The sequence below is a fragment of the Arcicella sp. GW822-FHT02H01 genome (assembly GCF_058802005.1).
The window spans coordinates 672,308-691,619 of record NZ_JBXANT010000001.1; the positions used below are offsets into that span (position 1 = coordinate 672,308).

Annotated in this window: 18 protein-coding genes; 10 read left to right on the top strand and 8 right to left on the bottom strand. The window is 38.7% G+C overall.

What is annotated here, in order from left to right; translation table 11 throughout:
• Nucleotides 1-137 precede the first annotated feature (137 nt).
• Together rplT and rpmI are read right to left on the bottom strand one after the other, a co-directional pair.
• On the bottom strand, nt 138-482 hold the full coding sequence (rplT, locus tag AC1RNE_RS02920) for a 50S ribosomal protein L20 (RefSeq protein WP_184136617.1): 345 nt from the start codon (nt 480-482) through the stop codon (nt 138-140).
• A 119-nt stretch (nt 483-601) separates the two neighbouring features.
• Nucleotides 602-796, bottom strand: coding sequence for a 50S ribosomal protein L35 (gene rpmI, locus AC1RNE_RS02925; RefSeq protein WP_323253921.1), 195 nt, complete (start codon nt 794-796; stop codon nt 602-604).
• Between the two features lie 175 nt (nt 797-971).
• On the opposite strand from rpmI, the gene AC1RNE_RS02930 reads away from it, so the two are divergent.
• Nucleotides 972-2,144: a tetratricopeptide repeat protein gene (locus AC1RNE_RS02930; protein ID WP_492799548.1), complete on the top strand. Its 1,173-nt coding sequence runs from the start codon at nt 972-974 to the stop codon at nt 2,142-2,144.
• A 168-nt stretch (nt 2,145-2,312) separates the two neighbouring features.
• Nucleotides 2,313-4,259, top strand: a complete 1,947-nt coding sequence (gene thrS / locus AC1RNE_RS02935; protein WP_492799549.1) for a threonine--tRNA ligase — start codon at nt 2,313-2,315, stop codon at nt 4,257-4,259.
• A 10-nt stretch (nt 4,260-4,269) separates the two neighbouring features.
• Here the strand turns inward: thrS and AC1RNE_RS02940 are convergent, their stop codons facing one another.
• Nucleotides 4,270-4,413, bottom strand: coding sequence for a hypothetical protein (locus AC1RNE_RS02940; protein ID WP_309922702.1), 144 nt, complete (start codon nt 4,411-4,413; stop codon nt 4,270-4,272).
• 24 nt (nt 4,414-4,437) lie between these two features.
• Between AC1RNE_RS02940 and infC the strand changes: the two genes are divergently transcribed.
• The 5 genes from infC to AC1RNE_RS02965 all read left to right on the top strand — a co-directional run bounded on the left by infC (nt 4,438) and on the right by AC1RNE_RS02965 (nt 11,146).
• The gene (gene infC, locus AC1RNE_RS02945) at nt 4,438-4,998 is read left to right on the top strand and encodes a translation initiation factor IF-3 (RefSeq protein ID WP_309922705.1); all 561 of its coding nucleotides are present in this window, start codon (nt 4,438-4,440) and stop codon (nt 4,996-4,998) included.
• 126 nt (nt 4,999-5,124) lie between these two features.
• Nucleotides 5,125-5,496, top strand: coding sequence for a hypothetical protein (locus AC1RNE_RS02950; protein ID WP_492799550.1), 372 nt, complete (start codon nt 5,125-5,127; stop codon nt 5,494-5,496).
• Between the two features lie 175 nt (nt 5,497-5,671).
• Nucleotides 5,672-6,925: a TolC family protein gene (locus AC1RNE_RS02955; RefSeq protein WP_492799551.1), complete on the top strand. Its 1,254-nt coding sequence runs from the start codon at nt 5,672-5,674 to the stop codon at nt 6,923-6,925.
• A 36-nt stretch (nt 6,926-6,961) separates the two neighbouring features.
• Nucleotides 6,962-8,056 (top strand): efflux RND transporter periplasmic adaptor subunit, encoded by a 1,095-nt coding sequence (locus AC1RNE_RS02960; RefSeq protein WP_492799552.1) that lies wholly within the window; start codon nt 6,962-6,964, stop codon nt 8,054-8,056.
• Between the two features lie 12 nt (nt 8,057-8,068).
• Nucleotides 8,069-11,146, top strand: coding sequence for an efflux RND transporter permease subunit (locus tag AC1RNE_RS02965; RefSeq protein ID WP_492799553.1), 3,078 nt, complete (start codon nt 8,069-8,071; stop codon nt 11,144-11,146).
• Between the two features lie 216 nt (nt 11,147-11,362).
• Here AC1RNE_RS02965 and AC1RNE_RS02970 read toward each other — a convergent pair whose 3' ends face one another.
• The 5 genes from AC1RNE_RS02970 to AC1RNE_RS02990 form a co-directional block, all read right to left on the bottom strand.
• Nucleotides 11,363-12,259, bottom strand: a complete 897-nt coding sequence (locus AC1RNE_RS02970) for an RsmD family RNA methyltransferase (RefSeq protein ID WP_492799554.1) — start codon at nt 12,257-12,259, stop codon at nt 11,363-11,365.
• A 253-nt stretch (nt 12,260-12,512) separates the two neighbouring features.
• On the bottom strand, nt 12,513-14,114 hold the full coding sequence (locus tag AC1RNE_RS02975) for a hypothetical protein (protein WP_492799555.1): 1,602 nt from the start codon (nt 14,112-14,114) through the stop codon (nt 12,513-12,515).
• Nucleotides 14,115-14,141: 27 nt separating this feature from the next.
• Nucleotides 14,142-14,549, bottom strand: a complete 408-nt coding sequence (locus tag AC1RNE_RS02980) for an EVE domain-containing protein (protein ID WP_492799556.1) — start codon at nt 14,547-14,549, stop codon at nt 14,142-14,144.
• A gap of 465 nt (nt 14,550-15,014) precedes the next feature.
• The gene (gene menB / locus AC1RNE_RS02985) at nt 15,015-15,827 is read right to left on the bottom strand and encodes a 1,4-dihydroxy-2-naphthoyl-CoA synthase (RefSeq protein WP_323250144.1); all 813 of its coding nucleotides are present in this window, start codon (nt 15,825-15,827) and stop codon (nt 15,015-15,017) included.
• Nucleotides 15,828-15,905: 78 nt separating this feature from the next.
• A complete protein-coding gene (locus tag AC1RNE_RS02990; RefSeq protein ID WP_309922736.1) occupies nt 15,906-16,367 on the bottom strand; it encodes a DUF2452 domain-containing protein in 462 nt (153 codons plus the stop codon).
• A gap of 401 nt (nt 16,368-16,768) precedes the next feature.
• On the opposite strand from AC1RNE_RS02990, the gene AC1RNE_RS02995 reads away from it, so the two are divergent.
• The 3 genes from AC1RNE_RS02995 (at nt 16,769) to AC1RNE_RS03005 (ending at nt 19,281) form a co-directional block, all read left to right on the top strand.
• Entirely contained in the window at nt 16,769-17,251 is a 483-nt protein-coding gene (locus AC1RNE_RS02995; RefSeq protein ID WP_492799557.1) for a QcrA and Rieske domain-containing protein, read from the top strand.
• Between the two features lie 82 nt (nt 17,252-17,333).
• The gene (locus tag AC1RNE_RS03000; protein ID WP_492799558.1) at nt 17,334-18,386 is read left to right on the top strand and encodes an AMP-binding protein; all 1,053 of its coding nucleotides are present in this window, start codon (nt 17,334-17,336) and stop codon (nt 18,384-18,386) included.
• Nucleotides 18,387-18,513: 127 nt separating this feature from the next.
• A complete protein-coding gene (locus tag AC1RNE_RS03005) occupies nt 18,514-19,281 on the top strand; it encodes a hypothetical protein (protein WP_492799559.1) in 768 nt (255 codons plus the stop codon).
• Nucleotides 19,282-19,312: the final 31 nt, after the last annotated feature.

Genomic DNA, 19,312 nt, shown 5'->3' on the forward strand with positions numbered 1-19,312 from the left:
TAGGCTTATTTTTCACAATAAAACATATCGGTGTTTTGCTCATTGCTTATAGCCTAGAGCTTATAGCGAATAAAATTAATTTTGCTCCCTTACTTAGGCATAAAAAAAGAGCGATTCAGTGAATCGCTCTAATCTTTCTATTTTACTTTCGCTACTACCGCTTTGAACGCCTCTGGGTGGTTCATTGCTAAGTCAGCTAATACTTTTCTGTTTAACTCGATACCTTGTTTGTTTAATTTACCCATCAAAGCTGAGTAAGATAAACCTTCTTGACGTGCAGCAGCATTGATACGCTGAATCCATAAAGCACGGAAATCTCTTTTCTTAACCTTACGGTCACGGTAAGCATATTGAAGACCTTTTTCAATTTTGTTCTTCGCTACCGTCCAAACGTTTTTACCTCTTCCGTAAAAACCTTTAGCTAATTTGAGCACCTTTTTACGTCTTGCTCTAGACGCTACGTGATTGACGCTACGTGGCATAATCTTGGTTGTTTTTTGAAAAATGGCGGTTAATGATTAACACTTATTGAGCCAATTTTCTGGTTGAACAATAACTAAATTTTAATGTGTTTCAATGGATAATCCTAAAGAAACGAGTATTACATTACTAACATCAACGTTACTCTGTCCATATCAGCTGAACTTACTAATGTATCGTGAACTAAGTTACGCTTACGTTTAGTAGATTTTTTTGTAAGAATGTGGCTATGAAAAGCGTGTTTACGCTTGATTTTGCCTGATCCTGTAACCTTAAAGCGTTTTTTCGCTCCAGATTTGGTTTTAATTTTTGGCATTTTATTAAACGTTTTAAATGAAAAATATAAATTTTGTAAAATAGGTTGCAAAGATACGAAAAAATATGATAGACAATACCTCGAATTCAAATAAAATGCCTTGTCTGCCTATTTTATTTGAAAGATTTTTGGTTTCAAGGTATCATTTCAGCCCCTAAGTTTGTAATTTTGAGTAATGAAAAAAAATCGGAACATATCTCTCTATCTTCTATTAATAGGGTGTTTGGTAAGTGCCTGTATTTCTGAATCTAAAAAAGGAATCAATATTCCTGCGGTGCCAGAGGTAACAGAAAAGGCACGTAGAGACGCAGCCATCGCTTTTTTGACGGATGCCATTGATGCATCGCCCAATAGTTCAGAAAACTATTATAAACGTTCGCTATTATATTTAGAAAACGAAAAAATAACGGAAGCCCTTGAGGACGTCAATACGGCTATTAGTATCAAACCCAACGTCGGTACTTATTTTCAAGCGAAGGCTTTGATTCTGAGGGCTTCAAACCAACCGCGACTAGCCCTTGAGGCGGCCTCTAAGGCGGAAGTACTCAATGCCGAGTCGCCAGAGTTATACACCCTCTTGGGGGATTTGTACCAACAACTTAATATGTATGACAAAGCCAAGGCGTATTTAAGGAAGGCACTTCAAATTTCACCCAACAATGGTGAAACCTATTTTGTGCAGGGTGAAATATCGGCCAAAATGGCGGATACTGCTACGGCCTTGGGCTATTATCAGCAAACGTTGAGCCTAAAACCTAGCTTTTTGCCTGTCTATTTAAAGCTAGCCCAAATTCATACCAACCTCCGCGAGTATGATGTAGCCTTATTATATTCCAACAGAGGACTGAGTTTTCATCCTAAAAACGGCAATTTGTATCTGCAAAAAGGCAATACCTACCAAAAATCATGGAAACTAGATAGCGCTATTTTGTGTTTTAATAGAGCCATCCAGTTGGATAGTTCGTTGGTAGAAGCCAGTTTCAATACGGGGCTGATATATTTCAAGTCGCGGGCGTATCGCTTGGCACTGCCTTTTTTTGAACGTACGTTCAAGCACAATCCGCAATATCCAGAAGCCAAATTCTTTGTGGCACAGTGCTTGGAATATACGGGCAACTTTGAATTGGCTGAGACTTATTACAGCGAACTATTGGCGGCTAATAGTCAGGATTACAGGGCATTGAATGGTGTATACCGTACTCAAAACAAACAAAAATATGGGGCTTATTCAGCGGGTATAGATGCAAAATTCGATACTACGTCGTATCAAAACTTTGACGCTCCTGCCAGAAAAGTGGATACTACCAGTATCCGCCCTTTGAAACCCAAGGGAATTCTGAACAACTAAGCAAACATTACCTTGTATTTTGAATAAAAACAGATACTTTTGCCCCAATATTTTTTAAGATATTACTCAACACAAACAAAACAAGCTTTTTGAGATTCCGTTTTGATAAGAAATGTTATTTGTAGAACATTTTCTTCCAAAACAAGGCTCAAAACAAACAAAATCCTCATGATTAAAATTAAATTACCCGACGGTAATGTCAGAGAGTATGCTCAGGGAACAACTGGGATGGACATTGCCCTCAGCATTTCAGAAGGCCTAGCCAGAAATGTATTAGCGGCTAAAGTAAATGGGAAAGTAGTAGATGCTTCTCTGCCAATCAATGATGACTGCGACTTCCAGTTGCTAACATGGAATGATACCGACGGTAAAGCTACTTTCTGGCACTCTTCAGCCCACTTATTAGCGGAGGCAATCGAGGCATTGCACCCAGGAACAAAATTTGGTATCGGACCAGCCATCGAAACGGGCTTTTACTACGATATCGACATGGGTGAGAAAACCCTTAGTGCAGACGAGTTTAAGAAGATAGAGGAGAAAATGTTGGAACTGGCTCGCCAGAAAAATCAATACCAACGTTCGGAGGTTTCAAAAGCTGATGCTATCGAATATTTTACCGAAAAAGGCGACGAATATAAACTTGAACTATTAGAAGGTTTAGAAGACGGTTCTATTACGTTCTATCAGCAAGGAAACTTTACAGATTTGTGCCGTGGGCCACATATACCCAACACTGGTTTTATCAAAGCGGTAAAGCTAATGTCTGTGGCAGGGGCTTATTGGCGTGGAGATACTTCTCGCAAGCAAATGACGAGGGTGTATGCCGTTACTTTCCCGAAACAAAAGGAGTTAGACGAATACCTAACTTTGTTGGAGGAAGCCAAACGCCGTGACCACCGTAAATTAGGAAAAGAATTAGAATTGTTTGCTTTCTCTGAGAAAGTAGGCATGGGCTTGCCTTTGTGGTTACCGAAAGGCACCATGTTGCGTGAACGCCTTGAGAATTTCTTGCGTAGAGCGCAGGTGCGTGCAGGATATTCTCCTGTGATTACACCACACATTGGCTCAAAGCAATTATACGTAACGTCTGGTCACTATGCGAAATATGGTGCAGATTCGTTCCAGCCAATCCATACGCCAGATGAGGATGAGGAGTTCTTGTTGAAACCGATGAACTGCCCACACCACTGCGAAATTTATAAGACTAAGCCTCGTAGTTACAGAGACTTACCTTTGCGTTTGGCAGAATTCGGAACAGTATATCGTTACGAGCAGTCGGGTGAATTACACGGACTCACACGTGTACGTGGCTTTACGCAGGATGATGCCCATATTTTCTGTCGCCCAGACCAAGTGGAGGACGAATTTATGAAAGTAATTGATTTGGTATTATATGTTTTCAAGGCATTAGGTTTTGATAATTACTCTGCTCAAATCTCCTTGCGTGACCCTGAGAATAAAGAGAAATACATCGGTAAAGACGAAGATTGGGACAAAGCCGAAGCAGCTATCATCAAGTCGGCAGCGGCTAAAGGTTTGCCAACCGTTGTAGAACTAGGCGAAGCGGCATTTTATGGCCCTAAGCTAGATTTCATGGTAAGAGATGCCTTGGGACGTAAATGGCAGTTAGGAACTATTCAGGTAGATTATCAATTGCCACAGCGTTTTGAATTAGAATACACAGGTTCAGACAACCAAAAACACCGCCCAGTGATGATTCACCGTGCGCCATTTGGGTCGTTAGAGCGTTTTGTGGCTATCCTAATTGAAAATACCGCAGGTAATTTCCCACTTTGGTTATCGCCGGAACAATTGGCGGTATTGCCGATTTCAGAGAAATACGAAGACTATGCCAACGAGATTTTCTTGCGTCTACAAGAAAGTGACTTGCGTGGATACATCGACCATAGAGACGAAAAAATTGGTCGCAAAATTCGTGATGCAGAAGTAAACAAACTGCCATTTATGCTGATTGTGGGTGAAAAAGAATCCGAACAAGGGATGGTTTCAGTCCGCAAAAAAGGCGAAGGCGATTTGGGAATGATGCCAATCGACCAGTTTATTAGCATAATGCAGACAGAAATAAATAAAAATGTTGTACGATTTAAAGAATAATAACTAAAAATTAAACTTGCATATTTTTATTTTTTGAATTAGCTTTCGGAAGATTCGCAATTAAAGCGTTAATTTGTAACCTTTTATGCGGATTTTCCGTTAAATTAGCACTAGCAGTTAATTTTTGAGTTCTCAAACCTGCTTTTGATATCATTTTAAAACAAATAATTTAGATAATATGGCGTTACGCCCGAATAACAATTTTAGAAATAATCGTAGAGAAGAAGAGCCTTATAGAATAAACGGCCTCATCAAAGGAGTACAAAATGTACGTTTAGTTGGTGAAAACGTTGAGCAAGGCATTATGGACATCAAGCAGGCCATGGCCATCGCTGTTCAACAAGGGCTTGATTTGGTAGAAATCTCTCCAAAAGCCGATCCTCCAGTTTGTCGTGTTACCGATTACGCCAAGTTCAAATACGAACAAAAGAAAAAACAAAAAGAAATTAAAGCAAACGCTGCCAAGACGGTATTAAAAGAGATTCGTTTCTCGCCTAATACGGATGACCATGATTTTAATTTCAAATTGAAGCATGCTATTAATTTCTTGAAAGAAGGTGCAAAAGTGAAAGCCTATGTTCACTTCGTCGGACGTTCTATCGTATTTAAAGAAAGAGGCGAAATCTTGTTACTGAACTTTGCAAAAGGTTTGGAAGAAGTAGGTAAAGCAGACGAACTTCCACGTTTGGAAGGAAAAAGAATGTCAATTATGTTTTCTCCGAAAGAAAAGAAAAAATAATATTGAAGCAATTGAGTGATTTAGTGATTAATAGTTTTTTATTAGTAACAAATTAATCATTTTAATGATTTCACTTAATTTTGGTCTCTTTTTTGCTCTACTTAATTGTAGCATTGCTTACATCTTGTGAAACTCAGATTAATCAAATATCTAATTCCCTTTATTTTCCTAACGTTAGGAATAAAGGGAATTTTGTGTGCTGAGGGGTACAAACAAATTGACAATTCAAAAGTCACCAAATTTAAACTTCCAACCAGAAGTACGCATTCAGATTCACCAGATGCCGTTGATGATTTCGTTGTTACTAGCCATATCAATTCAGAAGAATCTGATGATAGCGATGATGATGATTTTTTCACCCTTTGGTTCTCGAAAACAAGTAAAGATGCACACCATGTTTACATCAATCACAGCAGTGTAAGTTATGTATTCAGTCATCAATTAGTACTTAATTACCTTCCAAAAATATATCTAAAAATCAGGGTATTGCGCCTGTGATTTCCTTCCTTTATTTCTCGTTTTAAAAAATCGTAAAAACTCAGTACTTTAAATAGCTGATTAAAGCTATAAAAAATGCTGATTATTATACTTTTGTGTCAAGAAATACCACGTTTCTTGTTCATCATCATATTGCTTAATTATTTCTTTAATTCTCATAATAAACTTCAATAACATGAAACGTTTATGTTTAATCCTGCTGTGCTTGGTGTATTACAACTCCTTTTCACAGGATTCCTTAAGACTCACCCTAGCAGATGTAGAAGCCACTTTTCTAAAAAACAATGCCCTGCTATTAGCCCAAAAGTTTAATATTGAGGCCTCTAAAGCCCAAATTATTCAAGCCAAACTGTGGGATAATCCAACGTTTTCGGGGGAACAACAACTCTATAATCAAGAAACGAAAGTGCCTGTTCCGCTAGGAAATATGGGACAAAGGGCTTTTCAGATTCAACAACTGTTTTTACTAGCAGGCAAACGTAATAAACAAATTGAGTTGGCAAAAATTAATGCTGAAGCAAGCGAATACAATTATTACGATTTGCTGAGGACGTTGGCCGTTGACCTCCGCACAAATTTTTATGATATCTTCTTTATCACAAAATCTGTTGCGATGTATGACGAAGAGATGCTGACCTTCCAGAAATTAGTAGGTGCTTATGACGAACAATATGCCAAAGGTAATATTCCGCTAAAGGAGGTAATCAGGTTGAAAGCATTTTTATTAACCCTGAAAAAAGAACAAAACGAGTTGCGTCAGCAGCTTATCGAGAAACAGGCTATCTTAAGAACGTTGCTCAATACACGAGACGCAGCCTTTATATCACCCATCATCAACGAGAAAACGCTTGACAGCTTGGGTATCAATAATTTAAAGCTAGACCAACTGACAGCCACGGCTTTTGAGAATCGCTATGATTTAAAAATGCAGGACGCTTCGATGAGATATGAACAAGAAAACCTGCTTTTACAAAAGGCCTTGGCTACGCCCGACCTTCGATTGGGGTATTCTTATGACCGCAACGGTAGCTATATTCCGAATTATCACGCCCTGACTTTACAGATAGATTTACCCGTGTTTAATAAAAACCAAGGGAACATCAAAAGCTCGGAATCGAGAATTGAGGCGGCTAGAAAGACCTTTGAACAAGGACAAACTAGCCTACAAAACGACGTGTTACGCGCTTACCTGAAAGTGCAAGAGAACAACCGTTTGGAACAAAGTATTGACAGCAAATTTATCAGCAGTTTCGATACGTTGATTGAAGGAGTAGTATCGAGCTATCAGAAAAGAAATATTTCATTGATTGAATTTGTGGATTTTGTAGAATCTTATAAAAATTCAGTTGTAGAGCTTAACTCTTTAAAAAGTGACAGGATGCGCTCGGTAGAAGAACTCAATTTTGTTGTCGGGAAAAAAGTACTTTAGAAACCACTATTTTTTGCTAAAAAATTCAAGAAGAAAATGAAAACTAATAACATTATTGCAGGCTTAATGATAGTTGCCACGTGCATGGCTTGCCAATCAAAGAAAGAAGAAGCAAACAAGGAAAGCTCGGAGGAATTTGAATTGTCAGACAAAGTCCGTAAGGAATTAGTGCTGGCTCCTGCGGTGCTTGAAAATATCTCAAGTGAATTACAATTGACGGGTAAACTAGCGCCCTTTGAAGAAAAACAAGTAAAGGTGTCGCCTTTGGTAGATGGCGTCATCGAAAAAATATCGGTTACCCTCGGTGATTACGTGAAGAAAGGACAAACAATGGCGATTATCCATAGTTCGGAAGTAGCTGATGTTGAAAATCAGATTGTAGGCGCTAAGTCTGATTTGTTGACGGCACAGAAGAACCTACAGGTACAACAAGACTTGTATAAGTCGGGTTTGGCATCTGAAAAAGACATCACCATTGCTCAGAATGACTTATTGAAAGCAGAAGGAACACTAAGAAGAGCCAACGAGATTTCGGGTATTTATGGCGTAAAGAACTCATTCTATACCGTAAAAGCCCCTATAGATGGCTATATCGTGGATGTAAACAGAAACATTTCTGAAAAAATGGCTTATCGCGAAGGCGACATTGGTCCGTTCTTTTCAGTAGCCGACCTTTCGACAGTACAGGTAATTGCAAACGTGTATGAGTCGGACATTGCGAAAATCAAAGATGGATACAAGGCATCAATCAGACTAGTAGCGTATCCTGACAGAGTATTTGAAGGAAAAGTAGATAAAATCAATAACGTACTAGACCCACAAACTAGGACGATGCAAGTGCGCATCAATCTGGCGAACCCACAAAAATTGTTGAAGCCAGAAATGTTTGCGAAAGTAACCATTAGTTATGCCGATAATCAGAAAATAGTATCGATTCCGTCTGAGTCAATCATTTTTGACAAAGACAGAAATTTTGTAATTGTTTATAAAAACTCAAAAGAGGTAGAAGCTCGTAGGATACAAGTAGCCAAAGTATTAGGCAACAAGACTTTTGTATTCAACGGATTGAAAGAAGGAGAAAGAGTAATTATAAAAAATCAATTAATGATCTATAACGCCTTAAATAACTAAGGATACGATACCATGAAAACATTATTGGCTTTATCGCTTAAATTCAAATTTGCCGTGTTTTTTTTCACGGCTGTCATTGTGGTTGGTGGTATTTTTAGTTTTTTAAATACCCCAATTGATGCCTTTCCCGATGTTACCAATACGCAAGTAACGATTATTACGCAATGGCCGGGACGAAGTGCGGAAGAAATAGAAAAGTTTGTGACTGCCCCGCTTGAGATTTCGATGAATGGGGTACAGAAAAAAACCACTGTGCGGTCTACTACCCTCTTTGGTTTATCGGTGGTTGTGGTGATGTTTGATGATGGAGTAGATAACAATTTTGCCCGTATTCAAATCAACAATGCTTTGCAGGGACTAAGTTTGCCCGATGGCGTTGAACCAGAAATTCAACCGCCTTATGGCCCAACGGGAGAGATTTTCAGATATACCCTTGATTCAAAGTCGCTGAGTGCCAGAAAATTAAAGGAAATTCAAGATTGGGTAGTTGATAGAAACTTAAGGTCTGTGCCAGGTGTGGCGGATATTGTAAGCTTTGGGGGTGAGGTAAAAACGTATGAAATCAGTGTAAACCCAAACCTTTTACAGGCGTATAATATCACACCGTTGGATGTATTTCAGGCGGTACAGAAAAGTAATATCAACGTAGGGGGTGATGTAATCACTAAAAACAATCAGGCTTATGTAGTACGTGGGATTGGTTTGTTAGCCAATATCTCAGACATTGAAAATATCTTGGTTGAAAACATTGATGGCGTTCCCGTATATGTAAAAACTGTGGCTACTGTTAGCGAATCGGCTTTGCCGAAACTTGGGCAAGTAGGTCGAGGAAACAACAACGACGCCGTTGAGGGTATCGTGGTGATGCGTAAAGGCGAAGACCCTTCGGCAGTAATCAAGAGTTTGAACGAAAAAGTAGAAGAATTGAATACCAAAATTCTTCCTGTTGATATTAATATCAAGGCGTTTTATAACCGCCAAACGCTGTTGGATTTTTGTATCGAAACGGTTTCGCATAACCTCTTAGAAGGTATTGTATTGGTTACCTTGATGGTATTGATTTTCTTAGCCGATTGGCGTGCGTCTTTGATTGTGGCGATGATTATTCCGCTGGCGTTGCTCTTTGCTTTTACCTGTCTGAAGTTGATGGGTATGTCGGTAAACTTGCTATCATTGGGGGCAGTCGATTTCGGGATTATCATTGATGGTACCGTGGTCGTCGTCGAGGGGTTGATTGTGGTACTTTCCCACAAAGCACACGAAGTAGGCATGGAACGTTTTAATAAACTAGCCAAGCTTTCTTTGATAAAACGTACAGGTACGTCGATGGGGAAAGCCATCTTTACGTCTAAAGTAATCATCTTGGTAGCCCTTTTACCGATTTTCGCTTTCCAAAAAGTAGAGGGTAAAATGTTTACCCCTTTGGCTTGGACGTTAGGTGCAGCCCTGTTAGGAGCATTGATATTTACGCTGACGCTTGTGCCCGTGATGGTGAGTATTTTGATGGATAAGAACGTTAAGGAAAAATCAAATTTCTTTGTGGATGGTGTCTTGAAATATTCGATGATGTTGTTCAACTATTGCTTTTCTCATAAGAAAGGTACTTTTATCACTACTGCTATCATTACCGTTGTTGGATTATGGACATTGACGATTCATGGTACGGAATTCCTTCCACAGTTAAATGAAGGTTCTATTTATGTAAGGGCGACGATGCCACGGAGTATTAGTTTGAACGAGTCGGTGCGGTATGCCAATGATATGCGAAAGGTATTTGAAGGCTTCCCAGAGGTACGTCAGGTAATGTCACAAGCTGGGCGACCAAATGATGGTACTGACCCTACGGGTTTTTATAACGTAGAGTTTCACGTTGATATTTATCCGCAAAAAGAATGGAAGAGCCATCTGACGAAGGCACAATTAATTGAGCAAATGCAAAAGAAATTGGATGTGTTTCAAGGGGTAAGCCTTGGTTTCTCACAACCCATTATGGATAACGTTGAGGAGGCCGTATCGGGGGTGAAAGGTTCTATTGCAGTGAAAATTTACGGGCAAGACTTTGAGTTTCTGGAAAAACAAGCTGAGAAAGTAAATGATGTATTGAAGAAGATTGATGGTATAGAAGATTTGGGCATCATCAAAAACTTGGGACAGCCAGAGCTTCGTATTGAGCTTGACCAACAAAAAATGGACTTATACGGCGTACAGGCGGCAGATGCTGAGGCCGTGGTATCCATGGCGATTGGTGGGCAAACGGCTAGCCAGTTGTTTGAAGGCGAACGTAAGTTTGATATTCGTATCCGTTTCCAATCAGAATATCGTAAGTCGGAAGCTGAAATTGGAGATTTGATGGTTCCGACGATGAACGGCACAAAAATTCCTATCAAGGAAATCGCCGTGATTCGTACCTTGACAGGCCCAAGTTTGATTTTCAGAGAAGACACCAAGCGTTTTATCGCCGTTAAATTCTCGGTACGTGGTCGTGACATGGGTAGCACCATTGAAGAAGCTCAAACAGAGGTAAACAAGGTGATTCATGCGTTGCCGAAGGGCTACGAAATGAAATGGAAGGGTGATTTTGAAAACCAACAAAGAGCGTCTAAACGCTTGGCGCAGGTAGTACCGATTTCGATGATTACGATTTTCTTTATCTTGTATCTGATGTTCGGGAGTTTGAAAGATGCTGGCTTAGTATTTACCAATGTGCCTTTTGCCATTATTGGTGGGTCGTTGGCACTGTTGGTAACGGGGACGAACTTTAGTATTTCGGCAGGTATTGGCTTTATTGCATTGTTCGGGATTTGTATTCAGAATGGAGTAATTATGATTGAGGTATTTAAAGATAACCTCCATCGAAAGCTATCCTTGCATGAGTCTGTTTTACAGGGAGTTCAGTCGCGGGTACGTCCAGTAATGATGACGGCCTTGATGGGTATTTTCGGGATGTTGCCAGCGGCAGTTTCGTCAGGCATTGGTTCGGAGTCACAAAAACCATTGGCGATTGTCGTAATCGGTGGGTTGGTTGGTGCTACGGTACTGACATTATTCATTTTCCCACTGTTTTACGAAAGAGTCTATCGTAATAAATAACAGGGTTTGCATAATCATTGGTGGTTAGTTGTTTGTACAATATTATTTTTTCATAAATTATTGTTTTTTCTGCAAATTAAATTTTGAAAAACGATAATAATGTAACTACTTTTGTACCAAACAATTAACCACTAATAATTTATACATACCCATGAAAAAAGTGTACTATTTCGTGCTTTTTTTAGTTTTCTTAAAAGCTATTGAAGTTTTGGCCCACTAAACACTCGCAAATCTGTAAAATACTCCAAGAGGTAGTTTCTTTTTGAAGTCATCTAGTAAATAAAGCTCTCCGAACTCATGATTTTGGGTTTGGCTGAAAGAACATTTCACTAAATTTTCAACGATTAACGAAGAGAAACCCATTGAGTACATATTCAAGATTAAGAAGTAATTTTCTTTGTCAAGGATTTGTGCTACCGTTTTGAGTAGTTCATTTATTTGCTCTTCCAGAATCCATTTTTCACCATCGGGGCCACGGCCATACGCTGGGGGGTCTAGTATTATCCCTTGGTAAACGTTTCCACGCTTAGCTTCGCGTTTTACAAACTTCAAAGCATCTTCTACTACCCAACGAATATTCTCAAGATTGCTCGCTTCCATGTTCTCTCTCGACCATGAAATTACCTGTTTGATAGAATCAACGTGGGTGATATCCGCACCAGCCTGTTTGGCAGCAATAGATGCTCCGCCCGTATAAGCGAACAGGTTCAATACTTTAGGGTTTTTGACAGGAAGTTTTTTTACTTTATCCACGATAAATTCCCAATTGGAGGCTTGTTCTGGAAAAATCCCGACGTGTTTGAATGACGAAAGGGCTAATTTAAAACTCAAATCCAAGGCATTGGTTTTATAAGGCATAAACCAACGTTCTTCAACGCCTTTCTTTACAATCCATTCTCCTTTTTCCTGCGAACCTTTATCTTTTTTAAAAGTGGCGTGTGCGCTCCTCTCCCATTCTGAATCGGGCATAGACTTATCCCAAGCGGCTTGTGGCTCTGGTCGACGAAGGATATATTTCCCAAATTTTTCTAATTTCTCGAAACCACCAGAATCAATCAGTTGATATTCTTTCCAGTTTTGGGGCGTTTCAAGTTTAATAATCTCTTGTTGCATAAATTGTGCTGTCTATGGAATCTATATTGATTTTGTCATCAACAAAAAAAGCGGTATCCCAAATAAGAATGTCGCTAGATATTATTCTGTAAAACCTCATCCCCCAGCCCCTTCTCCTTCAGAGAAGGAGAGCAGACCTTAGTGCTTAAAGCTCCCCTCTCTGAAGGAGAGGGATTGGGGGTGAGGTTAATAATGTCTAGCGGACTCTTATTTTGAAATACCGCTGCAAGTTAATCAAAAGCCTTTATTTGAACTAAAATGAAATCTTATTCATATAAAATACATTTCTTCGTCCGCCTTCGCTATCATTCGTAATACGCTGATAACCAGAGGCAATGAAGTAGTTTTTATACCAATAGTCGATTGCATCAGAAGTAGTCTGTTTTACTTTATCTCCTTCCATTTGAGTACCTATTTTCGAGCTTTGGGTATCTTCAAGAATGGTATCGCCTTTGATGATTTTAGTAAAAATTTGTCCTTTATTGCTGTACGAAAGCGTAATTTCATCTCCTTTTATCGAAGCTTTTACTTTTTCGCTTAGTTTTTGCTCTTTCACATCTTTCATTTCGATGCTGTTATCCCATAGCAAATTGCCTTTTTCATCAAATGCTGCTACGATAGCGTGGGTATAAATCCAGCCATCAAATGTTTGTTGATTGCCATAATATCTATTTCCCCATCCCCACGGACTATAATACGAGCTGAAAGGTGAATACAACCCATAATAGCCATATCCCCAACGATAAGGGTTATAAAAAGAGCTATACGGGCTACCCATACCATTATACATCCCGAAAGGATTGTAATTATTATAACGGTAGTCGGCATAAAATGCTTCGGCTACCATGATGTATTTATCATCCTGTTTGATAATATCATGTACCAACAAACGGTAGTCTAAGCGTAAATCTTCTCCTTTATTTTTCTTGTCCTGAATCTTTTTCTCTTGCTTTTCCTTTTGGCGGTCGCCCATGAAGTTAAAGAAGTTTTTAAACTCAGTAAAGCTGTGGAATTTCAAATCGGTGATTTCACTGTCGGTCAATTTTGAGAAATAAATACCTTGCGAAGTAGGTCCACGTGACGACCCTATCGAGCTTTTATGTCCATACGTTCCGAACATTACTTCTGTTGAATCAGAGACAAGGTTTAGCTTGCCATTCATCATGGCAAATTCGTTATCTGGGTTCATCACTACTTGTGAGATTTGCTTACCGTCTTCATCAAATGATTTCACGACCAACTGGTAGTTTTTTCCACGCGTACCCACTGCATACGTTACATTGACGATAGCGGTGCTAGTGTCCAATTCCATCGATTGTATCTCTGCCTGACTTTTCAAGGCACTTGGCAATACCTTTGTTTTGCGTTCTACCAGATTGGTGAATAAAATAACAGGTTGGTTATTAACCATTCCTGCAATAAAAATTGAAGAGTTTACAGCCTGAAAATCAGACACTTCCATCCTATCTACCGACATTATCTGGTACTTTTCGATAAAGCCCGGACCAATATTTACTTTTACTACCTCGTACACATTACTTCTATAGCGGCTAAAAAGTAAGTATAGGCTTTTGCCGTCATAGCAATGTTTTACATAATCTAAGTTCCCGTCAATTGTTCCGTTGATAGACCATACCTGATCCAAGTTGGTGTCGAACCTAGAAAGCACAAAATTAGTTTTATTCACCTGAGATAGTACCAAAACCCCTTGTTCGTTGATGGGAATGGTAAAAAGCTCAGAATTGCTTGATGGTAACGGAATTTCAACTCTTTTTAAGCTCTGCGCCTGAGCGAATTGAATAGTGGTAATCATCAATACAAAAAAAGCAACACTTTTAAAAAAGACGGTTTTCATATTTTTAAATTAATTATTTGAGCTTGTTTACTCATGAGCAAGGCCAAGAATGATGTCAAATTCTTCGGGCTTAATATACGTAACTGAAAGCCTTGATTGTTTGATTAGTGATAAATCCTTGAGTCGTTCATCAGATTTCATTTGTTTTAATGTAACTGTTTTAGGCAGTTTTTCAACAGGGACAAGGTCAACTACCACCCAGTTTTTATCTTCGGTCGTAGGGTCTTGATAAGCCTCTTTTACTACTTTGGCAATACCGACTACTTCCATTCCTTCATTTGAATGATAGAAAAGCACGAGGTCATTTACTTGCATCGCTCTTAAATTATTGCGTGCTTGAAAATTTCGGACGCCATCCCACATCCCTGTGCCTTGTTTAACGAAATCATCCCAAGAATATTTGAAAGGTTCTGATTTTACGAGCCAATAATTCATAATTGTATGGTATTTTTTTGGTTTTTTGTGTTGGTTGAAATTATGGTTTACACCCTTTCATTCCTAGCGAGGGACTTAAGTCCCTCGCTAGGAATAAGCTAGGTTACTAAGTGCTTGTTTTGTTGGCTTTAACCCCATGATCTGTATGCTAAATTCGTGTTCTGTGGCACACAGAACACAGTTGGGTTCACACCCCACATCCTGACTACGTCCATCTCTTATCCCTAGCGAGGGACTTAAGTCCCTCGCTAGGGATAAATATATTGATTATCAGTTGCTTATACACTTTTAAACCCGTGGTCTGTATCACACAGACCACAACGTTAAATTTTTTCTTATCGATGGTTTTATCAACCGAATAGTCAATTATTGTGTTCTGTGTGACACAGAACACGGTTGGGTTCACACCTTCGGTTCAAAACTAAATAAAAATTCCGAAAGCTTAGGGGCTTTCGGAATTTATTATCATGGGAACTTTGGAAACTTACTAAAGTCTGGTTTGCGTTTTTCTAAGAAAGCATTTTTACCTTCCTTCGCCTCATCCGATAGGTAATAAAGCAATGTGGCATTGCCTGCTAATTCTTGAATACCTGCTTGTCCGTCTAATTCAGCATTGAATGATGATTTCAGCATTCTTAGTGCTAGTGGACTTTTTTCTAAAATCTTCTTACACCACGCTACCGTTGTTTCTTCTAGTTGTTCCAATGGTACAACCTTGTTGACAAGACCCATATCCAATGCTTCTTGGGCATTGTATTGGTCGCACAAAAACCAAATTTCACGTGCTTTCTTTTGACCTACTACTCTAGCTAAATAAGATGCCCCGAAGCCACCATCAAACGAACCTACATTAGGCCCTGTTTGTCCGAAACGAGCGTTCTCAGCGGCAATCGACAAATCGCATACTACGTGCAAAACGTGTCCGCCACCGATAGCCCAACCCGCTACCATCGCCACTACAGGCTTAGGAATAGAACGAATCTGTCTTTGTAAATCCAACACATTTAGTCTTGGTACAGTATCGTCACCGATATATCCTCCGTGTCCACGTACAGATTGGTCACCACCAGAACAAAATGCTTTTCCACCCTCACCTGTCAAAATAATTACGCCAATTTCTTCTGTATCACGACAAATGTTCATGGCATCAATCATTTCTTTTACCGTCAAGGGTGTAAAAGCATTGTGCACTTGCGGACGATTGATTGAGATTTTGGCGATTCCTTCATGAAAAGTAAATAAAATCTCTTTGTATTCTTTAAGGGTTTCCCACTGCATGTTATTTTAATATTAAAATGTTTAATCTATTGGAAAGTAAATGAACCCAAAATTAATCACTCATTTACAAAGCTCCAATTATTCTTTGTTAAGCTCTTCGTTATAATGCACATCCCACGTATGGTCGGCGAGTAATAAGCACTTTGCCAAGTACCTACTATATTTAAAAGAACGCCCCCATTCGTTGGGTGCTATCAACGATAGTAAATCTGTTCCATTCTCTTTCTCGTACATATAATAGGTTTCGTTAATAATTGGTTCAAAGCCGATAGCAGCATCATAAATTCGTTCGGATATTTCCTTACGTTGTGCTAATAGCTTTGCCTGACGTGCAAGTGTCTCCATCTGTTCGTACAACTGATTCATCTGTCTATCAGTCTGTTGACGCATCGCCAGCACCGACCGCCCTTTAGTTTTACCCAAATCCTCAGGTTTGATAACGGCACTTCCTGTGGTGTGTGCATAAGGAAGTAACCCAGGGTTTTCAGCTACTTTATCTTTATTGATAGGGTTTAAAAATTTATCTTCAGATTCTGCCATGACTTTGTATTAATTTATTGAATAATGATTGTTCAGAACAAGCGGTTCTGTCTGTTTTAATAAAATTTGATAATGTTACTACATCAAAGAAATTGTTAAATTATCTAACAAAACTAATAAATATGGATAATATAATTATTGTATATTATTAATACAGATAATAAATCTACAAAATATAAAAAATATAGATTATTCAATTAAATGTTTTACAAAAACGATTGTCAAAAAGACATTTTTCCTACAAAATAAAGACATATTAAGCCTAATAATGAATACTAAAGGATGATTTTTCTGAATCATGCACTTTGTTAATTAATATGACCAACGCAACTCTGTCAAAGTTTTTGGCGTATTGGCAATAACCAAATCTTACTCAATTTAATTTTAAAAATCATCATCTTATGGAACGTAAAGAATTTTTATCGCTCGTCGGAGTGAGTGTCGGTGCTATAATTTTACAAAACTGTTTGACAAGTTGCAAAAACGAGTCGACACCTACTCCTGCTAATAATGGAGGGAATAATGGCGGAGGAACTACTACTGGCATAACAGGCAACAACTTAAAAGCCAATGGAACAATCGATTTTACGATAGATTTAACGAATGCAAACTTTGCTGATTTAAAGACAAATGGCAAAGCGTTAGTGAGCGGTGATGTAATTGTAGCGCGCACAAAAACTGGCACGTATATTGCTGTAGCTAAGGCATGTACGCATGAAGGAACGACAGTAAGTTTTGAACCAGATAACAACCGTTTTAATTGTCCGAATCATGGATCAAACTTTGATTTGACAGGAAAAGTAATAAATGGGCCAGCCGTCAGCCCTCTCTCACAATTCGCCGCCGTATTTGATAGTGCCAAAAACACGATAAAGGTTTCTTAGAAAATCAATTGTGTTTTTACTTAGAACACTCCTCAAAAATGCTATCTTTAGCGTTTTTAGGAGTGTTTCTATTTTCCATCCCATGATCATTGAAAATTATAATCATTTACCGAACGCCGATTCGGAGTATGACAAAAAAGTAATAGCGTTTTGTAAAAAATGGTTGAGCCAAGAGCAAACATTTATGTTAAAGACATCTGGCTCAACAGGCGAACCCAAGCCCATTACCCTTACTAGAGCACAAATGGAGGCGAGTGCGGTGCTCACTGGAAAAACTTTTGGTTTAACAAAAGGAGATGTAGCCTTGGTTTGTTTGAATATCGATTATATTGCAGGTACGATGATGTTGGTGCGAGGCATGGTATTGGGCTTAAAACTGATTATTGTTCCGCCTAGTAATAATCCCCTTGGTACTGTCCCAAAGGAGGCTATTGATTTTGCTGCTTTTGTACCTTTGCAATTACAAAGCATTTTGGAAAGCCAACATCAAGAGCAGATAGATACTTTGAACAACATGAAGGCTATCATCGTGGGCGGAGCCGCTACGAATAATCAATTGGCTGAACAAATTCAACAATTATCAGTTCCTGTGTATAGTACCTATGGCATGACGGAGACGGTCTCGCACATTGCCATTAAAAAGCTGAATGGAAGCAATAGCGACGCACATTTTTGTGTATTAGAAGGTGTAAAGATTGGTACCGATGAACGAAGCTGCTTGAACATCATGGCGGCAGCTACTAATTTTGAATTAATACAAACCAACGATTTGGTGGAAATCTTACCCGATAATCAGTTTAAACTGACGGGGAGATACGATAATATTATTAATAGCGGTGGCGTAAAAATTCAATTAGAAAAAGTAGAAAATATCTTTGAGCCTTATTTAAAGCACTTGCATATCAACCGCCTTTTTGCTTTTGGTATTCCTGACGATAGACTTGGGCAAAAGCTAATTCTAGTCGTTGAAACTGATGACTTGAGCGACGACATTAAACGGACGCTCCTTGAAAAAGTAAAAAATGATTTAGATATTTATCAGGTTCCTAAAAACATTTTTACGATTTTTAGTTTTTCGGAAACACCTACGGGAAAAATTGATAAAAAAGCCACCATAAAAAGATTAAATTTGTAAAAAACATTGATGACGAAGTAATGAGGCAATAGTAAACGACCTAACAAAAAGGGGAATGTATTTATTTTAAATATATTAATCGCTTAATCACTCATTCATTAAATCACTCAATTACTTAATAAAAAGCATGAAAGTAGATAAATTATCACAATTAGAAATCAAATTCGAGACGGCAGATATTTTGCCTCCTCCTTTCTCTCATCAGATTCTCCTGACTTTAGATTTTAAGGAAAACTTTATTGATACCAAATTTGAAATCGCTTATACTTACCGAGACGAATTGAGCGATGAGGAAATTTTGGAAGAAGGGTTTACAGGCAATGAAGATTTGGCATGGGCTGGCGAGTTATCTAAAGCATGGGAAGCGCCTATTTTAAACCTCCTTAGCAAAACTCCTGAAAAGTTCAACACCAAGGCATTGGAGGAAGAACAGAATTTTCTGGAAATTACCATCAATCAAAAAGCAAAGGGTAATCCTATTAATCACGATGCTTGGGAATATTTATTACAAGAGCTTACGCAGGCGGTATATGAAACCTACGGCAAAGAAGCGCCTTTTAAATTGATGTTTAAAAAGATAGAAAAAGATAAAAGTACTTCGGCTTTTGAATTGAACTTACATTATACCAACAGAACCGTAGAGGCGACAACAAGCGTTGCGGACGTGGTAGACCATAAAAAGATTTCGTGGGAAGAAGCTAGCGATTTGCTACAGCATATTTTTATCGGTGATTTTATTACCGACAAGGCAACAAAAGCAGAACCTAAAACGGCAGGAAAATTTCTTTCGATTGGTGATGGCTTCTGGTATGAATTTACAAAGAGCTTGAAAAACCCTAATGGGAACAAAGCTTATATTATAAATTTATATGAAAGGTTTGAAGAGTATTTGTAGTTGTGAGTGATGAGTTGTGAGCTTTGAGAGG